Genomic DNA, 26,277 nt, shown 5'->3' with positions numbered 1-26,277 from the left:
ACGTTCAGGTTCAGCCACGTGGCGGTCACGATGCTGTCCGCCAGGAGGTCCTGACCGCTGGTGCGTTGGCTGTGGCGCGGCGTGAACCACCATCCTGCGGCGCCAGGTTGAGCCTCACCGCCGGGCCGGCGGACGAGTCTGGTGACTTCAGCGACCGTTGCCTTGAGTCCAGAACCAGCCCCTCGGCTCACTGATACTGCACCGTGCACCTCGAGAGGGCGCGGCGTGACCACACCCTCCGGCTGCCCCACGGCTCGGAGGCAGGAGACAGCGGGCCGCGGTCCGGAGTGCGCCTGGCCGCCACCGACCACGTCCTGGGCGCCGCTCAGCACGCCGTCCATGGCCTGTTCACGAGCATTGTCGCGTCTTACGGGTTCGGGTTGGTGACGAACACTTCTGTGCTGCGCGCGCTGACGTTGACACCGTCACTGGCCACCACCGTGAACGATTGGGGGAAGCCGTGCGGAATCCAGGGGCTGTAGGACGCACTGTAGCCGTCCGCGCTCTTGGTGGCGGCCAGGGTCGCCATCCTGACGTCCCCGGTGTTGGCGTACACGATGAACTCCTTGACGCCCGCGTTGTCCTGCGCCGTGACCGTGAGGTGCGCAAATCCAGAGCTGTCGGCGCTCGAACTGGCGGGCGTGAACGTGACGTTCGTGGGCGCTTCGATGTCCACGCCGCCGGTGTACGAGACGCTCGCGGTCGCCGTGTGTCCGGAGACGACGGCCGCCGTCGCGCCCTGCGCGTCGTAGCGGAAGCCCTTCGCGATGACGCTGGAGGGGGCGATGGTGTACGTGCCGGGCTTCAGGCCCGTCACCTTGACCGCGCCAGCGGTGGTCACGGTCGTGCTGAACGTGTCCGGGCCGGTGACCGCGACATTGGGCGTCACCCCGTCCGGCACGCTGACACTCAGGTCAAGGGTGCCGACGATGGCGGCGTAGGTGTCGCTGACCTGCTGGGCCTCCCCGGCGGGAAGCTCAATGGAGCCATCCGTGGCGGCGTAGGTGACTTCGCCCGCCGTGACCTGCTCGGCGGTCCAGGTGTACGTGCCCGGCTTCAAGCCGATGAGGTTGACCGTCTCGGCGGTGGTGAAGGTCTTGGTGAAGTTGTCCGGGCCGCGCAGCGTGACGTGTGGGGTGACGCCGGCTGGCGCGTGGAGCGTGAAGTTCAGGGCGCTGTCAATCGGGAGGTACGACACCGTCGCGGTCCTGACGTCGTTGGCCGCCAGGACGACGCTGCCGTTGCTGCCCGCGTAGGTGAAGTCGCCGGCTTTGACGGTCATGGACGCCCAGGAGTACGTGCCGAACGCCTGGGTGTCCAGCCAGGCACTGCCGGTCGTGGTGATGGTTTTGCTGAATCCAACCGGGCCGCTGACGGTGATGTTGGGGTTGACGCCTTGCGGGGCGCTGACGGTGAGGGTGAGGTGCGCGCTCTGGGTGGTGTGGGGGTCGGGCGTGGTCTGACCGCAGGCGGCGAGCACGAGACTGAGGGTGGTGAGGGCAAGCAGACCGGGAATGCGGGGCATGACAACTCCTGGTCCAGAGCGTGCTCTGGACTGAACGGGGGATGACGGAGACCAGGATGGGGGGAGGTTGAGATGTCCATACCATGGCAGGGCGGTCATGACCGAATCCTCACAGCCACGGCGATGATCAGCTCACCCACGCGGCCTGGAACCGAGCACTCGCTTATGCTCAGCGGTGGGTCCCTCCGGTGGACGGGTCCAGCAGGCGCCACCGTCCGTTCACGTCGCCGACGGCTGAACCGCCGTCTTCACGGCGCTGGAGATGGACCTGACACCGACGCGCCCACCACGGCATTGTCGACCCAACATGGACCTCGTGAGCGTGGTTCCGGAATTCGACCTGTACAACCCCCGGTGGCCGCTGCGCACCAGCAGTGAGTTCTCCGCGCCCTCCAAGTTCGTGTTTGAGACGGCTGACCGGCGCGGGCAGGCCATCAACTCGATCATGGCGGGAAGCACCATCATCAGCGGCGGGACGGTCCGCGACATCGTGCTCGGACGCGGGGTCCGCGCGCACAGCTACTCGCTGGTGGAGCGCAGTGTGCTGTTCGACAACGTCGAGGTCGGCCGTAACGTGCACATCCGCCGGGCGACCGTCGACAAGGACGTGGTCGTGCCATCCGGCACGACCATCGGCGTGAACCTGGCCGAGGATGCACAGCGGGGGTTGACGGTCACCGAGCGCGGCGTCGTGGTGGTGCCGAAAGGCTACGTGTTCTGACGAAGCGCACGCGCGGTTCGGGACGCAGCGAATCCATGGCGTCACCTTCACAGGGTTGCGGCGCCCAGCTTCGCCGCTCCCCGCGGAGGCCACCCGGCTGAGCCGGTTCTGGTTTCGGGTGGCCTTCGGCGTTCTCGGGTGCGTTCGGCGCTGTTGGTTCGGTTGCCGTTGCGGGTGGGCCGGAGGGCGCCGCGTTCTGGCCTGCCCGACGACCTGCCGGGTCCGGTCGTCATCCGGGCGCTGTCGGTGTCACAGCCGGGCGGCCTCGCCGTCCACCGCTCGCACGGAGCAACCGGTGGGACCGTCGACGTCGAGGGCGCTCACCGGTTGACGCGCGCCCCGCTCAACTGTCTCTGTGCCCGCGAAGGTGTGGAGGGTGGGTGCGGTGAAGCCAGGACTGGTGTTCACCGTGATGCCGGTCAATTCGCGTTCGATGAGCATGGCGGTCCTGACGCACGAAGTGCCGGTCCGCGCAGGCGGGAGCCACGCGGTGACCCTGGTACTGGCGTGAAGCGGGTGCCGGTGCACCCATGACCCCCTCCGCCGGTCTATCGCTGGCTGGACCGCCGCTGCGGGGCGTGTCCGCCGCTCCCACCGTCACCGCCGGGGACAGGACCACGTCCATGACTGGAGCAGCAGGCCGCCCCTCGGTGGCCTGCTGCTCCAGGGGGCTTACTGCTGGTTGAGCAACCGAGAACCGATGATGCCCGCCAGTCCGACCAGGCCTGCCTTGGCCACTGGATTCTGCAGCAGGCTGCCGACATCAAAGCCGCCCGGCTGGGCCGACTGGCCCATGGACATGCCCCCCAGCTGACTGGCCTGCGGCGTGGACTGTCCACCCATCGCCTGGCCGAACATGCCGAACAGCCCCCCCAGTCCACCCTGGCCGGGAGCGGACAGCGCCTGAGTGGAGGTGCCCAGGGCCTGCGTGAGGCTCTGGTCATCGTCCACCTGCACCGACTGCACCGGGATGCCCGGGTGCTGCACCATCGCCAGACCGAGCGCCTGACGCTGTTCGGAGCTCAGGCTGCACACGTACTCACCGAAGACCTGCTGTTGCGCTTCGGGGGACGCGTGCTGGGTGACGTGCTGGACGTACTCGGCGGCATGGTTCGGATCCACCTGATCGTCCTGGCCGGTTTGCTGCGCCTGGGCGAAGTGCTGACTGGACGCTCCCAGACTGCCCATCTGCTGGAGGATATGTTCGAACATGCCCCAGGGGAGAACGCCAAAGAGAAGTGGGCCTGAACAAAAGGTTGAACGAGCCGTGATCTCACACCCATGTTGACGGTGGCGTGGCGCGGAACTGCGGGCGCGGTGGGCAGCGTGCATGCGCGAACGGCAGGCAGCGGCCGGCGCGATCTGCCGGGGTGACGGGTGACGCCCTGGTCGCGGAAGTGAGCACGATCAGTTCCGTTGACCGTCAGGGATCCGGATGACCCGTTGAAGGTCCTGGCGGCAGCGGCCGCGCCGGTTCAGGGAAGCGCCACAGCCGGCAACGACGCGGGACGTTCACGTGCCGTGCACGCCAGGGCTGCTCCGGGGTGTCTGCGGCCGAGCGTGGCGGACCAGCCCCGTCAGGGAGAGAGACGCCTTCCTGGCCGCAATGACCCGGCCGTGGAGCAACGGGCCGACGGAAGGCGTGGTGAACAAGATCAAGCGGATCAAGCGCCAGATGGACGACCGTGGATCTGTTCAGCCCCTTCGCCAACGTGTTGTGCTCGCCTCCTGATCCCCTGCACCCAATCAGCGGAAGAGCCGCAACACCGGGTGAACCTCACAACGATGTGCACTCCATCAAGACCTCCTTAAGTCAGCGACCACAGGTCAGGCAGCTCGACTCTTACAGTGAAGAGGCACTGCACAACAAAACGGCATTTCATCCCTCTTCGGAGCACGCGTCTCACGCTGCAGTGGTTCACGTGTTTGCTCCGACGCGGGCTCTCAGGAGGAAGACATGGTTGACTCCGTATCCCCGCCTCGTCGATCACATGCGCCCTCAAGGGCGTTCGCGATCCTGCTCGTCGCCCTGGTGAGCTGTCAACAGGCGTCGCCCACCCCGGACCGCGCGGGCACGTCCATTGAAGCGCAGAAGGTCCATGAGTCCCGCCCGGGCACCTACCAGAACGCTCTGACGATCAATGCCGGGCCGCTCGGCAAGGTGGAAACGTGTGCTGACCCAGACATCATGCGCGGTCAGCAACCGGGCGACCGCAATTGGTACCTGTACTGCACGACCGATCCCCTGAACGCCAACGATCGCGACGCACAGGGCAACTTCAACTTCCGCCTCATCACGATGGCGAAGTCGACGGATCTCGTCCACTGGACGTACGTCGGTGACGCCTTTCCGCAGCGCCCGGCGTGGGTCCGTCCGGACGCGGGCCTGTGGGCACCGGAAGTTGTGTACATCAACGGCAAGTACCACCTGTATTACACCGCAAGCGACACGGTGGCGGGCGGCAGCGCGATCGGCGTCGCCACAAGCGAGTCGCCGACCGGGCCGTGGGTGGACAGCGGCACGCCTGCCGTGGAGCCGCACCCTGCGCCCTGCTGCTCAGACAGTCGCCGTTGGACCTATGACGCGGACGTCATTCAAGACCCGTCCGGGCAACGCTGGATCTATTACGGCTCCTACTTCGGCGGCATCTCGGTGCGCCACCTGTCTGCGGACGGGCTCCGCTCCGACCCGGCCACCCAGAAAGAAATCGCTTCTGCCAACCGCTACGAGGGCAGTAACGTCTTCGTGAAAGACGGTTGGTACTACCTGTTCGTGTCTGCCACAGACTGCTGTCGTGGCCCGTTGTCCGGCTATAGCGTGTTCGTGGGCCGCTCGCGTACCCCCGATGGACCGTTCCTCGACCGCGACGGTGTTGACCTGAACGCCACATACGTGGGCGGCACGCCCGTGCTGACCATGAACGGCAACCGCTGGGTCGGCCCCGGGCATAACGCGGTCTTCACGGATGCCGGAGGGCAGGACTGGACGGTGTATCACGCCATTGACCGTCATGACCCGTACCTCGCCGAGCCAGGCGGTCTGAACAAGCGGCCCGCGCTGCTTGACCCGGTGGATTGGGAGGGCGGGTGGCCCACTGTGCGCGGCGGTCTCGGCGCGTCCGACGACGTCATGCCTGCCCCGGCGGCACAACCGGGTCAGCGCAGCACCTACCGCGTGGCGAAAGAGAAAGTGCCGGAACCCGGCAAGCTGCTCGCGGCCTACAGCGACGAGTTCAACGGCACGGCGCTGGACACCGCCTGGACGTGGGTGCGTCCGCCGGCGCCTGCGGCCGCGAGCCTCGAAGGCGGCGTCCTGCGCTTCGACACCCAGGCGGCCGACCTGTTTGAGGACAGCAACAACGCCTCCGTGCTCACCCGTCCTGTGCCGCAAGGTGACTACCTGGTTGAGGTCAAGCTCAGCATCAACCTTCCGGCCTCGGGCTGCTGCTTTAACTTCGCTCAGGCGGGCCTGGTGATGTACGGTGACGACGACAACTTCGTGAAGCTCACCCAGGCGAGCATCTGGGAAACGCGTCAGATTGAGTTCGCCAAGGAGCAAGCCCCTGTCGCCCCGGGCTTCCCAAGGTACGGCAACACCGTGCTGAGTGCGGCCGCGCCCGACGCGATCTGGTTCCGCGTTACGAAGACGACCGAACACGGCGAAGAACGCTACACGGCCTCCACCAGCCGCGACGGCACGACGTGGACGCGCGGCAGCACCTGGACGCACCAGCTCGGGAGTGCCCCCCGCGTCGGCCTCGTCTCGATGGGTGGCGCAGGCTTCATCGCGCGCTTCGACTACGTGCGGATGTACAGCGTCAAGCAGAAGTTCCCACAGTAACAGCGGACACCGAGCCCTCGCACGCCAAGCTCCCTCGCCTGTACGGGCGAGGGACTTGTCATCTTCTGCTTCAAAGTGAGGGGGAAGCTCAACAACGGTTGTATGTTCCGACCGTACCAAAAAGCGAAAACTTTCACGAGCTGGCGATTTCTGTTCGCACCAGAACCACCTCGTCTCCCCCTCCCCCCTTTTCTCCCCGCGCTCGTTCCAGCTCAAGCATGGTGAACCGCACATGCGCGCCTGAACTGAACCAATCTCCCTGTCACGTCATGAGTCTGGCGAAAGCAATGAGCCGACATCACTTCCCCTCTCTCCAGACATTGCAGTCGATGCACCTCGAAATCTTTAACGTCTCACTTCAACAGCAACATGGAAACACATGACAGCCGTACATCTCGGCCATCGCCTCTTCGTTGACGCTCTATAGCCTCCCTCCGTCCCTGCGCCTGTTCGAGCATTCGCGACATGGAGTTGCACCGGTCTACCTCACCTACTTTGCTCTGTGGAAGATGGCGGGAGGTCCGTTCCGTTCTATTCGTACCAAGCAACGAAAATTTTCACGAGCCAGCAAATTCTTCTCCCACCGTAACAACACCCGTCTCCCCCTCCGCACTTTCCCCCAGCCCCCGCCTAAGCACCAGCTTGGTGAACAACAACGGTGATGGAAGGGCCCCGCCAGATCAGCGGCCAGAAGGTCAAACACACCTCAGCCGATCACGCAACGACACGCGCCATCCACACCAGAAACGACTTTCCCCACTCAAGCACCACGAAAAGCGAAGAAGCAGTGGAAGGCGAAAGGAGCTGGAGGAGCTGGTTCAAAGGCGGTGATAAGATTATACAATCCTCTAAATGGTTTAACCTTGCGGCAGATCAATGCGTTGTATCCATTTCGAAATCACCCGGCCCATCACATCCACGAAGCTGGCCCAAATAAGATTGTGCAATCCCAATTGATCAGACGTCACTCGTTGGCTTGGCTACAAGATCAGCTCCCTCCTTTTAAGGCGCGCTCGGGCGTAGTACCCAGGTCCCTACTGGCTGGGACGCGCTCTTCTGGGTGGCGACACTCGGCAGCGCCACTCATTCAATACACTCCTTTTGGCTGCTTCGTTCGTTTCGTCTGATGAACCTAGAGGTGCCCGTGTCGGCCCCATTCGCTCCTACCCCCTCGAACATCTAGGACGCCCAGCGCCACCGAACGGCCCTGCGCACCACCCCTGCCCCGGGCCGCCTCGCCGCCCTCCTTGAAGACCTGTTGCAACAGCTCGCCGCCGGCAAGGCCGTGCAGGTCCTGACCCTCGACCGCGAGATCACCACCCAACAGGCTGCCGACCTCCTGAACGTCAGCCGCCCCTACCTGGTCAAAAAGGTCGGGCAACGCCGCCGGCTCTACCTCGAGGACGTTCTCGCCTATCAGGCTGGCCGAGCAGCGGCAGGCGGCCTTGCAGGCCCTTGCCGATGACCTGCAGGACCTGGAGTCGGATTGACGCCCCGCCGCACCGCTCTGTATGACGCCGTGGCCGCGGATCAGGTTGCTGTCGGGGTGGGGCTGGTCATGGCCGAGGACCAAGTGAGGCGGGCCCTCCTCCTCTGTGGCGTACCCGCGGGCCGCCATGGCCGTTGGGCGAAGACGAACTGCTGACGCGGCAGCTGGCCCTCAACCTGAACCGCGTGGCTCAGGAGCAGGCGACCGCGCCGACGCAGCCCGCACCGGCCTGACCATCAAGCGCCTTGAACACCCCGCTGAACAACGGATGCAGCCGCGCTGGAACAGGGCCGCCGCATAAAATTGACTCTGGGTGTATATCCGGCTAGAATAGAGAAATCAAAGCGGCCTGCGGGCCGACTTTTTTTTGCCTGTGCCAGGGTGTAGGTGAGCGTAGCGGGATGATGGCCCGGACTTCCGGAACCTGGCTCCGGGCCCAGGCGCAGCAGGCCCTTTCCCCGGCTCAAGCGCGTTTGGGATATCGGAAACACCACCACCCCAACGCGTCATCAACCGCCAACCGCACCTCAGCCCATTCAGTCCGAGCCCTCCACCTGGCACTGAAGGTCGAGACGAAGGCGCGGTTGGCTAGACTCAGCAGATGCGGCCATCGTTCGCCCGCCTTATGCTGCCAGCCCTCGTGCTCGGCTGGTCCTGAGCGCCTGCGGGCCGGCCAGCCTCTTCACGATGCAGCAGGCCAGCGTCACGTCTACCGGGCATGGACGCTGCCCGGATGGAGAGCTGGTCAACCGAGGGAGCGGCACGCTGAGGATGGGCACCATCGTTGCTCCACCGGGCACCGGCTTCGCACTCAACCGCATCGGGCGCGACGGGACCATCCTCACCGCGGGAAGGCACACGCCCTGGTCCATGGACTTCACGCTGGGCGTACGGTGTCATCCACAGCGCCCGGATCTGCGGTTCACGGTACAGAACGGCGGGCATCTGCAGCTTGAAGATCCCCCAGACCTCAAGGGTGGACTGTATCTCTTCTTCTCCCCGCCCTACCGGGCCGCAACGTCACCAGGACCACTGGAGCAACGTGCAGGACACAGCGTTCAACCATGGTTCTTGAGTGCCCGGAACGGCTTGCCACGAACGTGCCGCCGGGACGACACCATGTCTTGCCAGTGCCGTTGCGCCTCGCGGACAAGTTCAGATTCCAAAACGCGCTCTGGGAAGTGGTGTCCTTGGACGGCCGGCGCCAGATGATAGGAGCGGTACTGGACGAGTTCCCCTCGCACTTCCACGCCAATCTCTTGAAGTCTCCAGGGTGCGGTCTTCATCGGCAAGCACCGTCGGACCATGGATGGCCAGTGTTCCAGAGACATTCACTGCGAGAGTAGATTTCCCAACTCTTCCAGCACGACGGATGATCTGCATGGCACATGTGCTCAGGGCGGAGGTCTCTCGGGATGTTGAAATCATTTGTATATGAAGCGACGGCGTACGTGGTCTGAGTGAGTGACAGACACGTCCTCGCTGGCTGTCACCTTCAAATGCTGAAGATGAGCCGCACTGCTGCATGGACTGGGGCGTATTCCCCTGAGGTCAGGGTCCCCAGGTAGCGGGACACCCGTGAGGCGTCGAGGGCGCGTGTCTGATCGATCAGGGCGACTGAATCCACCCGCAAGCCTCCAGCCCCAACGCTGAGCACTGGGTACAGGTCAGGAGCTGCCGTCACCCAGGGTTGTCCCCGGAAGGTCGTCACCGGCGCGAGCATCAGCACGGGGAAACGAGGCCGCCCGGCGTTCGTGGGCAGTCCAACCAGGACGGCAGGCCGGGGGCCCTCCTGTTCATGTCCGCTGGGGTCGTGTTCAGGGAAGTCCGCCACGAATATCGCGCCCAGGGTGAGCTTCGCCGTCACTCGCCACCGATGACGATTTCACCATCTGGCCCCACCCGGACAGGCTCGCCCAGGGTGTAGGGGTCGGTCCCGCCCCAGTCGTAGGGCTCGAACTCGCCCAGGTGCGAAGCGTCTCCATCAAGCCACGTTCGCGCTTCACGGTCAGGCCCCGGTACCGTGACGGCGGTCAGCAGGTCAGCGGGACTGACCGGCTCACCGGTCAGTTCCTCCAGCGTACTCATGACGGCCGCCAGGGTACCGAGGTCAACGCGGCTGGCCTCGCCCCGCGCCAGGGCATAGACCGTGCGCTCGCTGACCCGCCCGCGTGCCGCTTGTGCGAGACGGTACGCACTCAGGCCATGGGTGGCGAGATAGTGCCGAAGGGTGAATTCAACCGTTCGCATAGTGGCAACATCTTACCAGTAGTCACGCTGAGGTTTCACACGCGTCACCTGAAGGTCGTGAGCACAAACACCACCCAGCGAAGTGCGGCGTGTCAGGGTTGAACTCAGGACCACCAAGGCCAGGTCCGTACGGTGCTGCACCACCTGGGCTTCAGCCCCTTTCCTCCTGAGAGGACCTGCAGGACCCGGCGTCCGCGCAATTCGAGCCGCTGCCCAATGAGAAGATGAGCCCCAGGGCCATCAGCGGAACGGGAACCGACGAATGTCCGGACGGGACCGTCACGGTGGACGTCGGCATTCCGCATGCGGGCGCCGCTCGGCGTTCCCTCCCCCAGCACACTGCGGGTATGTCGCTGTATTCCGCTCCTCCCGCCCGACACGCGCTGCCCAGGTGGGCACTGATCGCCATCCTGGCCGCCCTGATGCTGCTGCTCGCCGCTATCCTCGTCTGGGGCGGCCGGCGGGGGCAGCAGGTGCTCCTGCAAGCCGGGCATACGCTTGAAACCACCCACCTGCGCCAACCCGGCGGCCGGACCATCACTTGGGCGCAGGTGTTCCAGACCCACGGGCCCCTGCCTACCGCACTTCGGTGTAATGTCGACCGGCACTGCAGCCCGTGGCTCGCGGCGCAGTGGCATCAGGGCTTCCCGGAGCAGGAGGTGTTCGGCGCGGTGACGCTGCTGATCCTGTCGGCCATGGTGACCAGCCGGGCACTCACCCGCCCGGAGCCGTCCAAGAATCCCGGCCAGGCGAAGTGGGCGTCCCGCAGCGACCCGGGCATCGAGGCGATCACGGACCGCTCCGAGAACGGCGCGAAGCGCCGCTCCCACCGGGCGTGGCGCGACGACCCGCGCGGGCTGTACGTCGGGACCCGATTCCCTGGCGGGAGGGCGAGCTGCGCCACGACTACCGCGACACCAGCGCCGCGCTCTTCCCGATGTCGGTGCGGTACGAGAACGTGCTGGTGATGGGTGCGCCCGGCAGCGGCAAGGTGGACGTGAGGCGTGCGGCGTGCCGGATCGCTCGCGCCCACGACCGGCAGGTGAACGCAGCGGCTGATCTCACGGTGTCAGGAGCGCTGCAGCATCGGACAGCCCGCCGAGGGCGAGGCCGTGTCTGGCGATGCCCGGCACCTGGACCGGACGGTCTGTTGAACCTTGCATGCGTCGTTGCGTCCCCCGGCACGCTGAGGAGGTGGAGGCCAACCATGAATGATGAAGCACACACCCCGCCCACCCCTGCCGCGCCCGCAAGCAGCGGCCCCGCGAAATCGAAGGCGCCCTCGCCGCTGCGGCTGAGCGCGCTGCTGGAACAGGTGCCGCCCGAGTACCGCTCGTACGTCACGACGTGGGTGTACGAGACCGTGCAGGCCGGGACCCTGCAGGGCGTGAAACTCACCACCACCGCGAAGATGGATGTGGCGACCGTCCTGCACAACAGGCAGCCCGGGCGCCTCACCTCGCCGGAGGTGCTGTTCCTCGACACGCCGGACATCCGGCAGCAGTTCTCAGCGCTCGTCGAGCAGGTAATGCGGGAACGCCGGTTGCGGGATGGCGGCCGGGGTCTGACGAGTGCGGATATCGATGCCCTGACTGGTGACGATGTGGCGCTGCTGATGGCGCAGCGGCCATCCGGCAAGAAGAAGACGAAGCGATAAACCTCGGGAACGCCGCCCACACGATGAGGTGTGGGCGGCGTTCCGTTGCTGGTGAGTGCAGCCCAGAGCGCGTGAGCCGCGAGAACGGGGCTTCGACGCGAAGGGCAGCCGTGCATCGCGCAGAGCGCCGCACATTGCGCCCTATTGGACGCGGCACGTGTGCGGCACATAACGTCACACTGCATGTCACACCTGCACGGCACTCAGCGACGAGTTTGCGTCATGCGAGGCGTGATACGGAGCGCCGCGTTTGCGCGGCACAGGACATCGCACAAGACGTCACGCCTGCTGGAGCGCATGGCCCAGCACCATCGGTGGAAGGAGCAGTTCGCTTTATCGGCGGTCGGGCAGCTGGCCAGCTGAGCTGTAGGGCACCCGTGCGGAGCCGTGTGGGGTGGAATGCTGGGTGGGTGGTGCGTCTGGACCGGACGTGTGCGTTGACGGCAGCCGAAGTTGACCGTGTGAAGGTTGGAACTCGGAACGTACTGCTGGTGTCGCGGACTCGGTTGACCGGGCTGTCTCGGTGCTGGGACGCGGGCTGTGCGGCGTCGGTGATGAGTGAGGTCAGCGGCACTGCCGGACTGGGTGCAGGGATGGGGGTACCGTGCGTGCGCGTGGACGGGAACGTACTGGCGCCGTCGTGGATGGACGTACGCTCCATGGCCGAGCAGGACGAGTGAGACAGCGAGGGAAGGATGGCACACGGTCGCGGTGGCGGAAAGGGTGACATGCGGGCCAGTCCGGGCACGACACGGCGTCGTCCGTTGGGCTGATGGAGGGGGCGGTGCGGAGTCCGTGCAGGGTGGGCGTGTGGGGCGAGAGGCGGGGCGGCCGCGCTTTGCTAGATGAAGACTTTCTGAAATTAATGGTAGATACTTGGGGCCGATGAATAACTTCACTTGTTAATGACCTAGGAAGACTCCTGGTATTTTTCGCCTATTTTTGGCGTGCGCCTGGCGCGGGTTTTTATTTTTTGGGCTCCAATAAAATATGGCGTCACAATAGAAACCTCTCCGAAACGTAATCTAAAGTATATGTGAGAGCGTTGTGAGTCGCGGGAGGCGCGCCGCGTCCGCCCCACAGGGCGCGCGGCCCACCCCCAGCTGGACATGCTTGAACTCCACCCCGACCACCCACGCTGCCCCCGCTGCCACGGCCCCCACGACGACCCCCACACCCAGTGCGACCAGTGCACCGAAAGTGACGACGAAGCGAACGCGGAATACGCCTTCCAGGCACCCGAGGAACCCCGCGACTTCGACGACTACTGACGCCCTCTTCCCCCAGGACCTGCAGGGCGCCGCGCCGGCTCACGCCGCGCGGCACCCCCACCCCGGCAGACATGACCAAACACCTCTTCCAGAGCACCGCCGGCGAGCAGCACGTCAACGTGGACTGCGGGTGGGACCGCCCGTGCCAGCACTCCTCCCTCACCGTCGAACTCCCCGAACCCCAGGACGAAGATGAGGAGATGGAGCACCTGTACTGCAGCATGTACGACCCCCGCACGTTCGGCGCCGACCGCGGCGTGCTGTATGGCGGGCTCAGCCTGCAGGAGCTGCAGCAGCGCGCCGAGGAACTGTGCCTCCGGCGCCGAGGCGGCCTGATCGAAGCGCTGCGCCTCGAAGGCCTGCACGATGTCGGGAACCGCATCACGCGCTGGGCCATCTGACACGTGGGGGGCGACCAGCTCGCCCCCTCGCTCCTGGGTGTTTTCCCGCTGGACCTGCACGCGGGCCGAGCGGCTTCCGCCGCCCGGCAAGGGATGAACATGCACCTGATCAACACCACTGGCGAACACATTGACCTGCTCACTCCGCACGGCGTGATGACCGTCCCGCCGGACCACCGCACCTTCAGCGTCGTCAGCGTCACACGCCGCGAGATGCTGCCCACCGGCTTCCCCGTCAGCGTCCGCCGCATCCAGGCGGCGACGGTGGTGGACGAGGCCGGCCAGCCGCTCCCGCCCCGCCGCCCGGACGTGATGTACCTGGTCCGCGAGGCGGTGCGGCTGATGCTCCCGGAACGCCGCGACCTGCTGAGCGCTGGGCCGCTCATCACGGACACGCATGGCCAGCCGCGCGGTCATGACGGCCTCATCGGCAACTAACCAGCAGCCCGGGGCGAGCGAACCTCGCCCCACTTCACCCCCCGCGAAAGGAGCAGCACCATGCACCTGATCAACGCCACCGACCACCCCGTCACCGCCTTGCACCTTCACCGGCGAGCCCCTCTTCACCCTGGAGCCCAGCGAGCTGCTGCTGCGCCTACCGGAGACGCCCGGCCCAGTCACGGCGACGGGCATGAGCGTCGCCCGGTTCGGTGCGGTCACCGCCGTGCGCGGCCCCTCCCCCCGGAACAGCCGGGCGTGCTGTACCTGGTGAGCACCATGGTCCTGATGGCCACCCACGACCACCAGGATTTCGTCGCGCCCGCCCCCGTCGTCCGGGACCGCTACGGCATCAGGATCTGCTGCCGGGGGCTGTGCGGGCGCAGCGGGGCCGCGTGATGCAGGTGCCGGTGGACATCCAGGGGGAGCCGGGCGGCGCGGTCCTGCACGACGGGGCTCGCTGTTCGGCGTGGGCTGCCTGCTGCGCCGGCCCGGCCACCCGGCCGTGTCGGTATGCCCGCTCACGCGCCAGGGGCAGCAGGTGACGGTGCAGGCGCTGTACAGCCGCCAGCAGTGGGTGCTCACCGTCCGCCCGGACGCCCTGCTCGCGTCACCGCCCCGGCGCGCGCGGTGCCTCACGGCGCCGCCGCGCCCACCCAGGCGGACATGCCCGCACGAACTCGAGCGGCGGGTAAGCCCTCGTCCTTCAGGAGGTCCACCATGGGCAGTGACATTCACGCGCACGTTCAACGCCGACACGGCGGTCAGTGGCACGACGCGCCCCTCCCCGAAGACGCCCACGAGGTGCTGCACGAACGCAACGATGAGGTGTTCTCGGCGCTCGCCGGAATCCGCAACGCCTACGGCGTCACGCCGATCCGCCCGCCAAGGGGCTACCCGGCGGACCTGAACGCCTCGGTGCACTTCGGTGAGGCGTCGTGGGTCACGCTCCCGGAACTGCAGGGCTACGACTGGACCGGCGGGCCCGGTTGGACCACCAGCGTGCCGTGGGAGGACGGACCGGGACCACTGCACCACACGACGCGGCGTTTCCGGGAGGTGGTGCTCCCCGCGCTGGCTGCCCTGGGGCCGCCGGAGGACGTGCGAGTCCTGCTGTGGTTCGACAGCTGAACCGCCAGGCGCGGTCAGGGCCTCCCGGCCCCGCCGCGCCCCCCCGGGCGGACATGGCTGCGGGTCATTCCCCCGCGGCAAAGGGGAGCGTCATGAAGCACCTTTCGGGACTGGCGTACGGCGGCTGCAGTCTCGCCTCGGGCGGCGTCGCCGCGATGCCCCGGCGGGCCGAGCAGCAGCAGATGGAGGCGACGCGGCGCGCGGCGGCGTTCCAGGCGATGCAGGAGGCGCTGCGGTCCCTGCCGGGTCTGAGCCTCCCGGACCGGCACGACCTGGAGCGGATGGTCGCCCTGCGCGAACTCACGCCCGAGCAGGCCGTGGCGTGGGCCACATCGATCGTCACGTCGGCGCCGTGGTCCGGCCGCTGACGCTCCAGGAGGGGGCGGGCGGCGCGGCCCGCCCCCTCCTACCCTGACGGACATGGACACAGACCTGGAGCGTTCCATCCTCGGCCGGATCGGCGTCGCCCGCACCCTCACCGGACGTGAGATCCCGATCCTGTATGCAGAACTGCACGTCGGCGCCAGCAGCAACGGCGTCCTGATGCAGTTCCGCCTCGACGGCGTGCAGACGATCCTGGCGTTTGGGGATCTCCTGCGCGGCGATCAGGTCACCTGCCACGAGCGCCAGCTTATCGGGGACTTCGTGGCGTACACCCGCTGCGACAACGCCTTGCGCGGCGCGGAACTGCCGAACTCCGGCGGCTGCCGCGAAACCATCCGCGTGACGTTCCCCGAGCTGGACAGCGCGTAATCACCGCGAACAACCTCGCCCCCTCGGGCTGGCCGTCCTCCTCGGCAGCGAGCACGGGCGGGGCACCGAACACCTCCGTGCATTGTCGTGACTTCGGTCAACTTGAACGTACGCCCTTATCCACCGAGGGCACGCTCGGTCATGGCCACGCTTGCCTTCCATACGTTATCAGCGTGCTCCGCTGTCACGATGGAAGGCAGGTTCACCCGTCGTCCTCGATCATCAAACATGTTCCCGCTCGCTCCCGTGACGGCGGACGAGCTGGCGAGATATTCAACAACGACGCAGTGATCCTTCGCGAACCTGTTGAAGATCGCCCCGATCGCTTTTGCAGCGATGGTGCCGCCACTCAATAAATTCGAACGGATCAGACCTGGGTGGAACACGTTGATGGACGGGCCACCCGGATGTGTGACGGCCAAATGGTGGGCAAGTAAGAGTTTCCAGGCCACCGCTTGATTCATCAGCGCGGTCGACGACATCTCAGGACCGACAGCGCTGTAGCTGACGGTTCTGAGCCGCCTGATGAGCGCCGGCATGACACCGACGATGAGGATTCGCCCATCTGGCGCAGCGTTGAGCAGAGGCAGGGCAGCACGAATCAGGAAGAAATGCCCGAGATAATTCGTGGCGAACGCGCGTGGGATGCCAGAAGAGGTCACCCCCTGTTCACCGACTGAGCCGGCAGCGCTGACCAGCACAGCAATATGCGGGATCTGCTTTTCGAGATCGTGGATGAGGGCCTGAACGGCGACAGGGTCAGTGAGATCACAGAGGGCGAACTCCACTGCTGGATTTCCGGTGATCCGCTTGATCTCGTCCACCGCGCGTTTGGCGCTCTGTTCCCGGCGGGAAATAAGAATCGTACGAGCACCGAGCCGAGCTAAGCCCTTCGCGGCCGCCAGACCCACGCCGGATGATCCGCCCGTCACCACTGCAATCCGCCCGTCCAGCCGTTCCACATTCATGGGCTCTCCTCTTTGATGACTCACTGTGTCATCAGGATATCACAGTGAGTCATCACCGTAAGATGGTGCTATGCCACGTTGGGATCCTGACGCCGAACTCCGGCTTCGCGCCGCTGCTGCCGACCTGTTCGCCGAGCGAGGCTACAGCGAGGTCACCACCGCAGAGATTGCTCAACGTGCTGGGCTCACGCGGCGTTCGTTTTTCCGGTACTTCGCTGACAAACGCGAGGTTGTCTTTCCACGAGTCGATGAACTGGCCATGGCCCTTGAACGAGCATTGACGGCCCTGCCCCAGGAGGCGAGCCTCAGCCAGCTGTCAGAAGCTGTATTCGGGGTGCTCGCGCAGGCAGGAGAATTTATAACCGCCGACCGCGAGGGGCAGCGCAGACGGCAAGCGTTGATCTCGCAAAGCTTCGAGTTGCAGGAACGGGAGCGAACAAAGCTTGCCGCGAGCGCGTCAACGATCGAGCAGTCGTACACCGCCCGTGGACTGGACTCGGGCGCGCTGTTCGGAGCCGTCGCGATGGAAGTGTTCCGTGCCGCTTACCAAGCAGCGCTCCACGATGAAGGCACCGTACCTTTTCGTGCGCGACTCGATGCGGTGCGATTGTCGACAGGGGCGTTTCTGACGCCAGGGTAAATGAGTGCGCGCTGTTCCGTATCGAGTCCCTCGATCATCAGTGGTCATGCCAGAGCAGCGGTGACTGCTCCAGCTTCCTTGTCGTCGGCGACCGTCATTGACAGGCGAAAGGAGCAGAAGGACATGCTCATCCAGATCCTGACCAACTTCGACGCCCGCCGGAAGGCATCGAAGGCGGCTGTGACCTGCTTTCACACCTCGAATATGCTCGTCTTCCTGCCGAACCGTAAGAAGGTTCCGTACGACCCGGCGGGACTGGAAGCGTCCCTAGCGTGCGTCCAGCAGGTGCTGCACCCACAGAACCCTGAAGCCATCACAAGCGCGGACGCCAGAGGAGGCGTCCGCGCTGCTCGTGGACGCCGCCCGGCCCCGGATGCCCCTTCGGCATTCCTGCCGCGTGCTGGCCCGCACGGCTCGGCGCGTGGCCCTTGTATGCTCCTGGCATGGCCACCGTCACCCCGGAGCTGATCATGGTCGAAGCCCTGCGCACCTTCGTCGGGTCGGTGCACGGCACCCCAGGCGACACCACCCCCCAGCAGCCGCTCCCCGAGGACGCGGCCGAGTCCCTCCGCCAGGCGGAGTGGCTGCTGCACGGCTCGCCGCTCAGTACCCTCCCGGATCCGCTGCTGCTGCTGGCGTGCCACGGCAGCGCCGTGATGATCGACCGCAGTGGCCCACCCGACGCGAACAGCCGTGACGAGCGGGAGCAGGCGTGCTGGGAAGCGGCGTTCCGGGTGAAGACCGAACGGCGCCGCCGGGAAGCGAAGCTCGGCCGGCCGCTGCGGGACCTGGACCCGTGGGTGCAGGCGGCCCTGCAGACGCTGCCGACCACCTCGGCGACCCTGCTCGCCTGACCCAGCTCGACCAATCGAGGCCGCCTCCCTGACGATTCGGGGAGGCGGCCTCTGCTGTGCGACAGGCGGCGCAGGTGCCGGCGGCTTGACCAGGCGCGGGTTCCTCGGGCACGGCGGTCGTGTCATTTCGGCGGGCAGGGTTTGTTCCGGGGAGGTGCCGTGCGTTGCGTCCCCGCACACGGCCAGGACGGGCAGGACGCGTGGTCATCTCTTCACCTGGGAGGGGCGCACAATCAGCGGCTCCGCCCCCCGGCTGTCGCCGGAACGCGGACCGAACCCGGGCCGGCACCACGCTGGAAGAGGGCGCACCCGGGCGCCGCTCACGACTCAAGACCAGCGAAGGGAGCACCCCATGGCACGCGGCATGAACCACATCTTTCTGATCGGCGCCCTCGCTCTTGACCCGGAGCTGCGGTATAGCCCCAGCGGCATGGCCATCTTCGAGGTGACGGTCGCCGGCGAGGACCACCTGACCGGCTTGGGCGGCCAGGTTCGCCGCCTGCCCTGGGCCCACCCGGTCCACCTGCTCGGCCAGGCCGCCGAACGGCTGGCCGAGCGACATCTCAAGGCCGGGGACGGCCTGATGGTGGAAGGCACGCTGGAGTACCGCAGCTGGGACACGCCAGATGGTGGGAAGCGCAGTACGGTGCGCGTGAAGGGCCTGCGGGTGGAGGTGCTGGGGGGCGCGCCCGAGACGACCCAGGACGCCGGGGGTGGCGTGCGCATGCCGGGCGGCATGAACATGGTGCTGGTGATCGGCAACCTGACCCGAGACGCAGAACTGCGGTACACCCCTGGCGGCGACGCGGTGCTGAGTCTGGCGCTGGCGGTGAACGAGACCTGGAAGGACGGAGGCGGCCGGCAGCAGGAGCGGGTCCATTACGTGGACGTAACGGTCTGGCGGGCGCTGGCCGAGATGGCGAAGGACCTGAAGAAGGGCGATCCGGTGCTGGTGCAGGGCCGCCTGATGAACGAGCGCTGGACCGACAAGGACGGCCACACGCGCACCACCAGCAAGATAGAGGCGTCGCGCGTTGAGGCGCTCACCCGCGGCCCCGCCCTGGGGCAGGCGGCCGGGGGCCGGACGGCCAGCCGCGCCCCCGCTCCGGCCCGGGCGGCGGTGGAGGCGTTGCCCCCGGAGGAGGACCTGCCGTTCTGAGCACCTGAACCACACCAGAGAGGGGGCGCGGACGCGCTCCCTCCTGTTCATGGGACTCGGTGGCGGGGGCGCTGCCCTGGCTTCACGGTGCTGAGCGGGGCCGGGCCTGACGGCCCATCCCGCCCTGGGCAGGACCTCTCCCCTGAACACCGCCGTGTGGGCGGACCAGCTGCACGACATCGGCAGCTGCCTGCACCCGGACTTCCGCATCCGTGCGGACGGCACCATCCACCTGCGCTGCCAGGCGCGCGAATTGACGCTGCACCAGGTGCCGGGCAAGGACCCGGCCGGGCCGGGTGAGCTGATCAGCCGCGCGGGCACGCTCCAGGTCACTGCGGACCTGGAGCACCTGCTGATTCAGTGGCACCCGGGTGAGCCGCGGTTCCCGGTGCTCCAGGTCCGGGTACCGCCGGGTATCCCGGGCCGCGCCGCTCATGCGCTGCGGCTCTGCGCTCCACCGGCGGAACAGCGCCGGGTCTGCGCCCGCTTGATACGCCATCTGGCCGATGCACGCTCACACCACGCCCGCTTACCCTTCGTGGGACATGCGCATGCTCCTGCAGCACAACGTACTGGTACTCGTAAGTTACGGGGAGAACCGTAGCTGACGTTGCCGATCCGCACCAGCGAGTCTCTCCCCAACCCACAGCGGTTGGGGAGTTTTTTTTTGGAGGAAGACATGACACCGACCATGACCGGAGCCGCGCTGCTCCTCCACGCCCTCAGAGACCACGGCATCACCACCCTGTTCGGCATTCCTGGCGCCATGAATCTCCCCATCTACGACGCGTTGGACCGGTCCGGCATCCGGCATATCCTCACGCGCCACGAGCAAGGGGCCGTGCACGCCGCAGAAGGGTTCGCCCGCAGCAGCGGACGGATCGGGACCTGCCTGGCGACGTCCGGTCCCGCCGCCACCAACCTGATCACCGGCCTTGGCGACGCCCTGCTGGACCACCTCCCGCTCCTGGCCCTCACCGGCAACGTCCCGACGCACCTGCAGGGCACACGGGCATTTCAGGAGCTTGACATCGTCTCCATCGCCCGTCCGGTCACCAAGGGGGCGTTCCAGGCCCGCACGGCCAGTCAGATTCCCGCTCTGGTGCGAGAAGCGGTGCGACTGGCTCAGAGCGGGAAGCCCGGTCCCGTCCTGATCGACCTGCCCCACGACGTGCAACTCCAGCAGACGCCCATGGGCGTTCATTTCCAGCCGGAGCCTCAGGCGCGCGTCACGTCCCACCCCCGGTCCTACCGCGCGGTGATGGACCACCTGAAGGCGGCGGACCGGCCGGTGCTGTTGATCGGCGCGGGGGCACAGGACGCCACGAGGGTTCAGCCGTTCGTGGACACCACGGGCATCCCGGTGGTGCACACGCTGCAGGGCATCGGCATCCTGCCTGCAGCTCACCCACAGCGCGTGGGGATGCCCGGCGTGTACGGCAGCAGCAGGGCGAATCAGACGCTGAGTCAGGCGGACCTCATCCTCGGGATCGGCGTCCGCTTTGATGATCGGCTGACGGGCAAGCTGGCCCTGTTCGCGCCACAGGCACGCATCATCCACATTGATCTCGATCCTCTGGAATTCGGCCGGTTGCTTCAACCGGCGCTGAGTGTCCAGGCCCGAGCAGAAGAGGCGTTTGAAGCGCTGTCGGCGCTGGCAGAACCGTTGAACCTGGAGGCCTGGTGGGCGCAGATTCGGAGGTTCGCTGAGTACATCCCACCGGCTCAGTGGAGCATGACCCAGGTCCTGCAGACCCTCCGGACGGTGCTCAACCCAGATGACTTGATCGCCACGGATGTCGGTCACCATCAGATGCTCGCGGCCCACCACTGTGCGCCGTCCAGACCGCGGCACTGGCTCACGTCTGGGGGGCTGGGCACCATGGGCTATGCGCTGCCGGCAGCGGCGGGCGCCGCCATCGCCCATCCGAATCAACGGGTCATCTGCATTTGCGGCGACGGGGGGTTTCAGATGACCCACCAGGAACTGTCCACCCTGACCGCCCACCAGCTGAACGTGAAGGTGCTGGTGCTGGATAACGGTCATCTGGGCATGGTCAGGCAATACCAGGACCTCTTTACCCCCTCCGGTCGTCAGCAGGTGGAACTCGCGTCCAGCAACCCGGACTTTGCGCGGCTGGCACTGGCGTACCACATTCCAGCCGTGACGGTCCGCCATGGCGAACAGCTCCGCGACGTGATGCAGCAGTGGTTTACGCATCCCGGCCCGTCGCTGCTCCATGCGATCGTTCCTGCGGAAGAAAATATCCCGGTGGTTCCCGCGGGACGTCAACTGACCGACTGGGTGGTGCGCGCTGAGCCCCCCACTCCAGCGTGCCCAACATCCGCCCGGTGAGGGTGTGGGCCCTGGGTCGGAGCCCGGGCGGGGTGGGTCTGGGTCCGGCGCCTTCAGGACCCTTCACCTGGACCGGTCGGAGGTTCGCCACGCACCGGCCGCGCCGTCCGGGCGCCTGGACGCACCCTCAAACCGAACCGTGGGCCTGCCTGACCGCCTGACCTGACCCGCGCTGGCCGGGCAGCTGGTCTCACGTCGGCCTTGGGTTCGCACGTCAGAGACGCTGGCACGCCTCACAACGCGCCAACGCTGCGGCCGCGACCCTGCACCCCGAGTCCGGCATTGACCGCCCAGGCGGGGACGGCCCGCCGGAACGGCCGCTCGGCTCGACCCCCGTCCGCGGTGGTCCTCGCGCCAGCGGGAAATCGTGTGGACCGGCTGGCGCGCATCGTCAGCGTGCCGTGGCGCGCCTTGAACCGCCGGCGCGGGGACGTGGTGCTGCACGGCAGCGTGACCACCGGCGAGTGCCCGCTGCACCGCGCGTCCCTGCCGGTGGTCGACGAGCTGGCGGTGCTGGAGACGGGTCGAGATGGCACCTCCCACGCGACCGTGCCGCCGGCGTACCCGGCCACGCGGCGGAGGCGGGCGGCTGCGCGGTGCAGGTGGGTGACCCCGCCGGTGGTGGCCGTGGCCTGGGGATCGGTTCGAAGCGCAGGCGCTCAGCCAGCCGGAGACGGCCGGTTGGCGCTGCAGGGCGCCTGAACAGAACGCGGGTCCGTCACGAGCGGACCCGCCGCGCACGAGCCCAGCAGTGCCCCGGGGCCTGACGGTTCAACCTGGGTGTCCGGACCACGGTGAGGTGGAGCGGGCGGCCCCACCGGAGGTCGACCGGCGGACCCTGGATCCATGGCTGCACCTGTCGACTGCCGCGCTGTGCATGGGCGGTCCTGACGACCAGCTGTCCTGCCGGCACGCGTGAGCTGCGCGGGGGTGGGCCTGGTGGCGTGCCCTTGCATTCCGTCCGCCATGGTATTAAGCTCTTAACATTAATCTCCTAATATTAGGAAGTTAACGTCAAGGAGGCGGCCCGTGCCTGAATCGACCTCGTATCTCCTCCACCGGCTCGTCGCCGAGCTCGACCGCGCCGCGGACCGGCTGCTGCGGGCGCACTTCGGCATCTCGTACAGCCGGGCGCTGTTCCTGTTCGCCCTCCACGAGCATGGAACGGTCACGCAGCACGAACTGGCCACCGCCCTCGGCTACAGCGACCCGGCCATCAGCACCATGGTCCAGAGCCTCATCCGCGACGGCCACGTCGAAACGGCCCGCAGCCCGGAGCACGGCCGCAAGCGCCTGGTCACCCTCACCCCGCAGGGACGCGCGTTCGTGGCGCAGGGCCGGCACCTGCTCGACGACAGGTTCAACGACCTCGTGCTGCAGGCCGGCGTCGACCTGCAGCACTACCGCGCGCTGACCCAGCAGCTGTTTCAGGCCCTGACCGGCCAGAGGAGCCCCCATGAAGGCTAATGTCGCCCCACCCAGCGCGTCCTCCACCGTCGTGTCCCGGGACGGGACGAGCATCGCGTACCACACGCTCGGCCAGGGGCCAGCCGTGATCGTCGTTCCCGGCGTCCTGTCGACGGCAGCGGCGTACACGCGCTTCGCGGGCGCCCTCTCGCCGCACTTCACCGTGCACATCCTCGAACGCCGTGGCCGGGGCCTCAGCGGCCCCCAGGGCGAGCACTACAGCGTCCTCAAGGAACGCGAGGACGTCCTCGCGGTTCAGCAGGCGACGGGCGCCGCCCTCCTGGTCGGTCACAGCTTCGGGGGCCTGATCGCCCTGGAAGTGGCGCGCACCACCCGCGCCTTCTCCCGCATCGCCGCCTACGAACCGGGCGTGTCGATCGGCGGGTCCATCCAGATGAACTGGACGAGCGCGTATCAGCAGCACCTCGCCCAGGGCCGGCCGCTGGACGCCTTCGTGGAGTTCACCCACGGCGCTGGACCCAAACGGGCGCGGCGGACCCCACGCTGGCTGATGAAACTCCTGCTCCCACGCGTCGTGAAGCCCGACGAACTGCGGGACCTGCTCCGCCTGCTCCCAGAAAACCTGAGAGAGCACCAGGCGCTCGCGGCGCTCGACAGCACCGTGCAGCAGTACCAGGACGTGGCCGCGGAGGTGCTGCTCCTCCAGGGTGGGCGCAGTGAACTCGAGTGGGTGGACCTCGCCATGAACCGGCTCCCCGAGGTCCTGCCCCACGCCGAGACGCACGTCTTCCCCACGCTCGACCATTTCGGACTGGACAAGAGCGCGCCCGAAGAGGTGGCCCGCACCGTCACCGCCTTCTTCCTCCGCTGAGGCGGACGGCGTCCAGCGCCAGGACGCGCCGTGGAGGCGTTCAGGCGCACCGCCCCCAGGTCCCGGCGAAGCCGCACGCGTGGCCGCCCGCTCGCAACCGGGCCAGGGCGCACCGGGTCGACAGACGCTCACGCCGGGTCACCCCGAGTGGAGGCTAACCCGCAGCCTTATCCATGGCGCGGGAAGTGACGCGCACGCCGCTGGACCGAACGGCGCTGGACACGCAGGTGCGGTGGCTGGACGGGCAGCGGCGGGTGCGGCCGGACGCCACAAGTGGGGTGACGGTCGATGATCCGCTGACGCTGAGCGACCCGCACTGGCAGGCGTGCCTGACCGAGACGCTACGGAACCGCCTCCCGGATGGCCTGCGGTGGTGCGCCTGACTCAGCGCAGCGCGTCACGGAATCCGCCGCCGACCGACGCGCGGCGGGTGTCGGCTCAGCGCCGCCAGGACCGCGAACGCCTGCCAGGGCGGGCACTTCAGGCGCATGTCCGCACCGTGCCTCAGGGCGCATCACACGCCGCTGACCGGGCGGGACGGGCCGCCTGGGTCCTGCGCCCCTTACCCGTCCAGTTGGTGGGATCGTGCGCGCCGCTTCCCGTCCAGATCGTGGGCATGCACCGCCCCTCGCCCGTCCAGTTCGTGGAGTGGCGTGGCGGCCCTCACCCGGCCGACGGGTGGAGCCGTCCACACCGGCCGGGCACAGCCGGTCACGTTCACCCGTCCGGCTTGTGGTGTTCGGCCCATCCACGTTGTGGAGTCGCGCTGCGCTGGAGCCTTCAAGATCGTGGGCATGCGCCGCCCCTCACCCGTCCACGTTGTGGCATTCGCGCAGACAACCGCGATCGGCAAATGAACCGCCCCGTTTCACTGAAGATGATCTTCTTTTTATGGTTATCTTTTATCTCTCTCTATTGATGACGTGTGTCATGTTGTCGCGGATGACCTCAGTCAGCCTTCTGGCCCTGCGGTCCAAGTCCGATAACCTGAACCTGGCGGAAGCCTCCCTGATCAGCGGCCTGACCTGTCTCAACGCTGGGAAACGCGGTGGGAGCACGCGTTCGAGATCGCAGGACGTGAGCTGTACGTAGCGTGCCGGGGCAACTCGTGTGGCGTTCCTCACCTCCCGGACAACGACATGATGCTGGTCCTCACCACCCTGTCCCTCGAACAGGGGAAACCGGAAGACAACGCCGTGCCGTGCAGCGCGCACGCGCTGCTCCGGATGCTGGGCTGGACGGACGGCAGCCACAACGACCGGTCGTGGGAGCTCGGCGGCCTGATTGACGGACCGCGATGTCGGGCTTGAGACGGGTCGCTCCGGGGAGACGCAGATGTGACATGACGCCCCAATTCAATAGGTGTACTCAAACATGGGTTGAGAGTACGTCTACTTTGGGCTACGTTGATTGAGTTCAAATCAAAGGTCTGATTATGCCTGCAAAGGAACCGTTGCATCCGCAGACGCGCCGTCATCTTGTAAATAGCGACCGTTTGCGGTGTTCAGCCATCAAAGAATTCGCTTTATACGGCCTGACGGGAGCCAAGGTTAGCAACATCGTCGCTAATGCGGAACTGACCCAGCCTTCTTTCTATCGTGTCTGGCCGAGTAAAGAAGCGGCCTACCACGACATTATCGAGAACACCGCGGAAACGTGGTACAGCGCGGCCGCTTCCATGTTCCACCAAGATGTTGCCTGGACGGCTGAGAATCTCCTCGAAAGGATTGAATACGGGATCAATACATTATTCACCGCACTCACGGAAAACATGGACCTGACCACCCTCGTCATTCGCCATCAACTGAACAATCCGGCGGAGCGAGACACCTACCTCGCCATCTACGATCAGGGATTTGACGACCTTCAACAGGACGGCATCATCGGACAGGACATCCCTTCAGAAGTGCTGGCCCAGGCCTACCTGGCGTTGACCGAACGGTTTTTCGTGGCGCGGCTGCTGAATGGTCAGGGCTCGCCCCTGGCCGTCAGCCGGGAAGTCGCGCCGCTGATGGTCGGCATCCTGAACAGCGCCACATCCGGGTAGACCCACGCCCAGGTGGGAACCACCGTCACCGCTCCGCTTCTTTCCTCACTGGAGGCCCCACATGAAAACGCTTCTCGGCGCATTCGCCGGCGTGCTGCTGACCGCGACCCTGGTGGCGCACGCGGCAACGACCACCCCCACCTCGTACCTCAAAGCGCCGTTCACCAAGGAACAGGCCGCCACCGGCGCCAAGGTCTACAAAGCCAACTGCGCGATGTGCCACGGGGACAAACTCAGCAACGGCGGCGCGCCGAAACTCGCGGGCAGCGTGTTCCTCACGAAATGGGCCACCAACACCCTGGACGACTTCCATTACATCATGTCCACCACCATGCCCCAGACCGCGCCCGGCACCCTCAAGCCGGCGGAGTACCTCGCGGTGACCACTTACATTCTGCAGCAGAACGGTGCAAAACCCGGCAAAGCCGCCTTCAAGGCCGACGACCTGAAGAAATACGGCTTCAAGAAGTAAACACG

Annotated in this window: 29 protein-coding genes and 1 pseudogene; 23 read left to right on the top strand and 7 right to left on the bottom strand. The window is 66.6% G+C overall.

The genetic code is table 11. The features are described 5' to 3' along the window. Positions 1-367 precede the first annotated feature (367 nt). Positions 368-1,525, bottom strand: coding sequence for a hypothetical protein (locus tag ABOD76_RS03780; protein ID WP_350242220.1), 1,158 nt, complete (start codon positions 1,523-1,525; stop codon positions 368-370). 304 nt (positions 1,526-1,829) lie between these two features. On the opposite strand from ABOD76_RS03780, the pseudogene glgC reads away from it, so the two are divergent. Beyond that, a pseudogene (glgC, locus tag ABOD76_RS03775) lies at positions 1,830-2,246 on the top strand (glucose-1-phosphate adenylyltransferase); the annotation flags it as partial. Positions 2,247-2,495: 249 nt separating this feature from the next. Here the strand turns inward: glgC and ABOD76_RS03770 are convergent. Both ABOD76_RS03770 and ABOD76_RS03765 read right to left on the bottom strand, forming a co-directional pair. Further along, on the bottom strand, positions 2,496-2,687 hold the full coding sequence (locus tag ABOD76_RS03770) for a hypothetical protein (protein ID WP_350242219.1): 192 nt from the start codon (positions 2,685-2,687) through the stop codon (positions 2,496-2,498). 231 nt (positions 2,688-2,918) lie between these two features. Beyond that, positions 2,919-3,458 (bottom strand): hypothetical protein, encoded by a 540-nt coding sequence (locus ABOD76_RS03765; protein WP_350242218.1) that lies wholly within the window; start codon positions 3,456-3,458, stop codon positions 2,919-2,921. A 745-nt stretch (positions 3,459-4,203) separates the two neighbouring features. On the opposite strand from ABOD76_RS03765, the gene ABOD76_RS03760 reads away from it, so the two are divergent. After that, positions 4,204-6,087, top strand: a complete 1,884-nt coding sequence (locus tag ABOD76_RS03760) for a family 43 glycosylhydrolase (RefSeq protein WP_350242217.1) — start codon at positions 4,204-4,206, stop codon at positions 6,085-6,087. 1,258 nt (positions 6,088-7,345) lie between these two features. Further along, positions 7,346-7,552, top strand: a complete 207-nt coding sequence (locus tag ABOD76_RS03755; protein ID WP_350242216.1) for a hypothetical protein — start codon at positions 7,346-7,348, stop codon at positions 7,550-7,552. Between the two features lie 1,519 nt (positions 7,553-9,071). Here the strand turns inward: ABOD76_RS03755 and ABOD76_RS03750 are convergent. Both ABOD76_RS03750 and ABOD76_RS03745 read right to left on the bottom strand, forming a co-directional pair. After that, a complete protein-coding gene (locus tag ABOD76_RS03750) occupies positions 9,072-9,410 on the bottom strand; it encodes a type II toxin-antitoxin system PemK/MazF family toxin (protein ID WP_350242322.1) in 339 nt (112 codons plus the stop codon). A 29-nt stretch (positions 9,411-9,439) separates the two neighbouring features. Next, complete coding sequence (locus tag ABOD76_RS03745; RefSeq protein WP_350242215.1) at positions 9,440-9,826, bottom strand: helix-turn-helix domain-containing protein; 387 nt, start codon at positions 9,824-9,826, stop codon at positions 9,440-9,442. A 347-nt stretch (positions 9,827-10,173) separates the two neighbouring features. Here ABOD76_RS03745 and ABOD76_RS03740 point away from each other — a divergent pair, with 347 nt between their 5' ends. From ABOD76_RS03740 to ABOD76_RS03700, 9 genes are all read left to right on the top strand, one after another. Continuing rightward, positions 10,174-10,794, top strand: a complete 621-nt coding sequence (locus ABOD76_RS03740) for a hypothetical protein (RefSeq protein WP_350242214.1) — start codon at positions 10,174-10,176, stop codon at positions 10,792-10,794. 239 nt (positions 10,795-11,033) lie between these two features. Further along, on the top strand, positions 11,034-11,483 hold the full coding sequence (locus ABOD76_RS03735; protein WP_350242213.1) for a hypothetical protein: 450 nt from the start codon (positions 11,034-11,036) through the stop codon (positions 11,481-11,483). 1,109 nt (positions 11,484-12,592) lie between these two features. Next, positions 12,593-12,754, top strand: a complete 162-nt coding sequence (locus ABOD76_RS03730; protein WP_350242212.1) for a hypothetical protein — start codon at positions 12,593-12,595, stop codon at positions 12,752-12,754. Between the two features lie 71 nt (positions 12,755-12,825). Further along, entirely contained in the window at positions 12,826-13,155 is a 330-nt protein-coding gene (locus ABOD76_RS03725; protein ID WP_350242211.1) for a hypothetical protein, read from the top strand. A gap of 99 nt (positions 13,156-13,254) precedes the next feature. Beyond that, positions 13,255-13,593 carry a hypothetical protein gene (locus ABOD76_RS03720; protein ID WP_350242210.1) on the top strand — a complete coding sequence of 113 codons (339 nt, stop codon included), beginning with the start codon at positions 13,255-13,257 and terminating at the stop codon, positions 13,591-13,593. A 258-nt stretch (positions 13,594-13,851) separates the two neighbouring features. Further along, positions 13,852-13,992: a hypothetical protein gene (locus tag ABOD76_RS03715; RefSeq protein ID WP_350242209.1), complete on the top strand. Its 141-nt coding sequence runs from the start codon at positions 13,852-13,854 to the stop codon at positions 13,990-13,992. 321 nt (positions 13,993-14,313) lie between these two features. Beyond that, positions 14,314-14,724, top strand: a complete 411-nt coding sequence (locus ABOD76_RS03710; RefSeq protein WP_350242208.1) for a hypothetical protein — start codon at positions 14,314-14,316, stop codon at positions 14,722-14,724. 92 nt (positions 14,725-14,816) lie between these two features. Beyond that, the gene (locus tag ABOD76_RS03705; protein WP_350242207.1) at positions 14,817-15,092 is read left to right on the top strand and encodes a hypothetical protein; all 276 of its coding nucleotides are present in this window, start codon (positions 14,817-14,819) and stop codon (positions 15,090-15,092) included. Positions 15,093-15,144: 52 nt separating this feature from the next. Continuing rightward, positions 15,145-15,477, top strand: a complete 333-nt coding sequence (locus tag ABOD76_RS03700) for a hypothetical protein (RefSeq protein ID WP_350242206.1) — start codon at positions 15,145-15,147, stop codon at positions 15,475-15,477. 116 nt (positions 15,478-15,593) lie between these two features. Here the strand turns inward: ABOD76_RS03700 and ABOD76_RS03695 are convergent, their stop codons facing one another. Further along, positions 15,594-16,445: an SDR family NAD(P)-dependent oxidoreductase gene (locus tag ABOD76_RS03695; protein WP_350242205.1), complete on the bottom strand. Its 852-nt coding sequence runs from the start codon at positions 16,443-16,445 to the stop codon at positions 15,594-15,596. 70 nt (positions 16,446-16,515) lie between these two features. Here ABOD76_RS03695 and ABOD76_RS03690 point away from each other — a divergent pair, with 70 nt between their 5' ends. From ABOD76_RS03690 to ABOD76_RS03680, 3 genes are all read left to right on the top strand, one after another. Next, positions 16,516-17,085, top strand: coding sequence for a TetR/AcrR family transcriptional regulator (locus tag ABOD76_RS03690; protein ID WP_350242204.1), 570 nt, complete (start codon positions 16,516-16,518; stop codon positions 17,083-17,085). 443 nt (positions 17,086-17,528) lie between these two features. Beyond that, positions 17,529-17,939, top strand: coding sequence for a hypothetical protein (locus ABOD76_RS03685; RefSeq protein ID WP_350242203.1), 411 nt, complete (start codon positions 17,529-17,531; stop codon positions 17,937-17,939). A 352-nt stretch (positions 17,940-18,291) separates the two neighbouring features. Next, entirely contained in the window at positions 18,292-19,098 is an 807-nt protein-coding gene (locus ABOD76_RS03680) for a single-stranded DNA-binding protein (protein WP_350242202.1), read from the top strand. Between the two features lie 82 nt (positions 19,099-19,180). Here the strand turns inward: ABOD76_RS03680 and ABOD76_RS03675 are convergent, their stop codons facing one another. After that, positions 19,181-19,597, bottom strand: coding sequence for a hypothetical protein (locus ABOD76_RS03675; protein ID WP_350242201.1), 417 nt, complete (start codon positions 19,595-19,597; stop codon positions 19,181-19,183). Between the two features lie 111 nt (positions 19,598-19,708). Between ABOD76_RS03675 and ilvB the strand changes: the two genes are divergently transcribed. The 8 genes from ilvB to ABOD76_RS03635 all read left to right on the top strand — a co-directional run bounded on the left by ilvB (position 19,709) and on the right by ABOD76_RS03635 (position 26,272). Next, on the top strand, positions 19,709-21,454 hold the full coding sequence (gene ilvB / locus ABOD76_RS03670; RefSeq protein WP_350242200.1) for a biosynthetic-type acetolactate synthase large subunit: 1,746 nt from the start codon (positions 19,709-19,711) through the stop codon (positions 21,452-21,454). A gap of 369 nt (positions 21,455-21,823) precedes the next feature. Next, positions 21,824-22,156 carry a hypothetical protein gene (locus ABOD76_RS03665; protein ID WP_350242199.1) on the top strand — a complete coding sequence of 111 codons (333 nt, stop codon included), beginning with the start codon at positions 21,824-21,826 and terminating at the stop codon, positions 22,154-22,156. A gap of 327 nt (positions 22,157-22,483) precedes the next feature. After that, complete coding sequence (locus tag ABOD76_RS03660) at positions 22,484-22,921, top strand: MarR family winged helix-turn-helix transcriptional regulator (RefSeq protein ID WP_350242198.1); 438 nt, start codon at positions 22,484-22,486, stop codon at positions 22,919-22,921. Further along, positions 22,911-23,753 carry an alpha/beta fold hydrolase gene (locus ABOD76_RS03655; protein WP_350242197.1) on the top strand — a complete coding sequence of 281 codons (843 nt, stop codon included), beginning with the start codon at positions 22,911-22,913 and terminating at the stop codon, positions 23,751-23,753. The genes ABOD76_RS03660 and ABOD76_RS03655 overlap by 11 nt, the downstream gene beginning before the upstream one ends. A gap of 173 nt (positions 23,754-23,926) precedes the next feature. After that, positions 23,927-24,136: a hypothetical protein gene (locus tag ABOD76_RS03650; protein WP_350242196.1), complete on the top strand. Its 210-nt coding sequence runs from the start codon at positions 23,927-23,929 to the stop codon at positions 24,134-24,136. Between the two features lie 756 nt (positions 24,137-24,892). Next, positions 24,893-25,063, top strand: a complete 171-nt coding sequence (locus ABOD76_RS03645; protein ID WP_350242195.1) for a hypothetical protein — start codon at positions 24,893-24,895, stop codon at positions 25,061-25,063. A gap of 125 nt (positions 25,064-25,188) precedes the next feature. After that, positions 25,189-25,800 carry a TetR/AcrR family transcriptional regulator gene (locus ABOD76_RS03640; RefSeq protein WP_350242194.1) on the top strand — a complete coding sequence of 204 codons (612 nt, stop codon included), beginning with the start codon at positions 25,189-25,191 and terminating at the stop codon, positions 25,798-25,800. Between the two features lie 61 nt (positions 25,801-25,861). Further along, a complete protein-coding gene (locus ABOD76_RS03635) occupies positions 25,862-26,272 on the top strand; it encodes a c-type cytochrome (protein ID WP_350242193.1) in 411 nt (136 codons plus the stop codon). Positions 26,273-26,277: the final 5 nt, after the last annotated feature.

Source organism: Deinococcus sonorensis KR-87, from assembly GCF_040256395.1.
In the GTDB taxonomy this organism is placed as follows: domain Bacteria; phylum Deinococcota; class Deinococci; order Deinococcales; family Deinococcaceae; genus Deinococcus; species Deinococcus sonorensis.
Note: the sequence above shows the minus strand (reverse complement) of the source record. Positions and strands in the feature narration are given on the sequence as shown.

Coding starts and splice junctions, on each gene's coding strand:
- ABOD76_RS03675 (WP_350242201.1), bottom strand. CDS start 19,597: ATGGCGTATCAAGCGGGCGCAGACCCGGCGCTGTTCCGCCGGTGGAGC.
- ABOD76_RS03655 (WP_350242197.1), top strand. CDS start 22,911: ATGAAGGCTAATGTCGCCCCACCCAGCGCGTCCTCCACCGTCGTGTCC.
- ABOD76_RS03730 (WP_350242212.1), top strand. CDS start 12,593: ATGCTTGAACTCCACCCCGACCACCCACGCTGCCCCCGCTGCCACGGC.
- ABOD76_RS03770 (WP_350242219.1), bottom strand. CDS start 2,687: ATGCTCATCGAACGCGAATTGACCGGCATCACGGTGAACACCAGTCCT.
- ABOD76_RS03780 (WP_350242220.1), bottom strand. CDS start 1,525: ATGCCCCGCATTCCCGGTCTGCTTGCCCTCACCACCCTCAGTCTCGTG.
- ABOD76_RS03735 (WP_350242213.1), top strand. CDS start 11,034: ATGAATGATGAAGCACACACCCCGCCCACCCCTGCCGCGCCCGCAAGC.
- ABOD76_RS03685 (WP_350242203.1), top strand. CDS start 17,529: ATGGCCACCGTCACCCCGGAGCTGATCATGGTCGAAGCCCTGCGCACC.
- ABOD76_RS03640 (WP_350242194.1), top strand. CDS start 25,189: ATGCCTGCAAAGGAACCGTTGCATCCGCAGACGCGCCGTCATCTTGTA.
- ABOD76_RS03700 (WP_350242206.1), top strand. CDS start 15,145: ATGGACACAGACCTGGAGCGTTCCATCCTCGGCCGGATCGGCGTCGCC.
- ABOD76_RS03745 (WP_350242215.1), bottom strand. CDS start 9,826: ATGCGAACGGTTGAATTCACCCTTCGGCACTATCTCGCCACCCATGGC.
- ABOD76_RS03705 (WP_350242207.1), top strand. CDS start 14,817: ATGAAGCACCTTTCGGGACTGGCGTACGGCGGCTGCAGTCTCGCCTCG.
- ABOD76_RS03680 (WP_350242202.1), top strand. CDS start 18,292: ATGGCACGCGGCATGAACCACATCTTTCTGATCGGCGCCCTCGCTCTT.
- ABOD76_RS03765 (WP_350242218.1), bottom strand. CDS start 3,458: ATGTTCGAACATATCCTCCAGCAGATGGGCAGTCTGGGAGCGTCCAGT.
- ABOD76_RS03740 (WP_350242214.1), top strand. CDS start 10,174: ATGTCGCTGTATTCCGCTCCTCCCGCCCGACACGCGCTGCCCAGGTGG.
- ABOD76_RS03725 (WP_350242211.1), top strand. CDS start 12,826: ATGACCAAACACCTCTTCCAGAGCACCGCCGGCGAGCAGCACGTCAAC.
- ABOD76_RS03690 (WP_350242204.1), top strand. CDS start 16,516: ATGCCACGTTGGGATCCTGACGCCGAACTCCGGCTTCGCGCCGCTGCT.
- ABOD76_RS03635 (WP_350242193.1), top strand. CDS start 25,862: ATGAAAACGCTTCTCGGCGCATTCGCCGGCGTGCTGCTGACCGCGACC.
- ABOD76_RS03710 (WP_350242208.1), top strand. CDS start 14,314: ATGGGCAGTGACATTCACGCGCACGTTCAACGCCGACACGGCGGTCAG.
- ABOD76_RS03650 (WP_350242196.1), top strand. CDS start 23,927: ATGGCGCGGGAAGTGACGCGCACGCCGCTGGACCGAACGGCGCTGGAC.
- ABOD76_RS03695 (WP_350242205.1), bottom strand. CDS start 16,445: ATGAATGTGGAACGGCTGGACGGGCGGATTGCAGTGGTGACGGGCGGA.
- ABOD76_RS03760 (WP_350242217.1), top strand. CDS start 4,204: ATGGTTGACTCCGTATCCCCGCCTCGTCGATCACATGCGCCCTCAAGG.
- ABOD76_RS03645 (WP_350242195.1), top strand. CDS start 24,893: ATGATGCTGGTCCTCACCACCCTGTCCCTCGAACAGGGGAAACCGGAA.
- ABOD76_RS03720 (WP_350242210.1), top strand. CDS start 13,255: ATGCACCTGATCAACACCACTGGCGAACACATTGACCTGCTCACTCCG.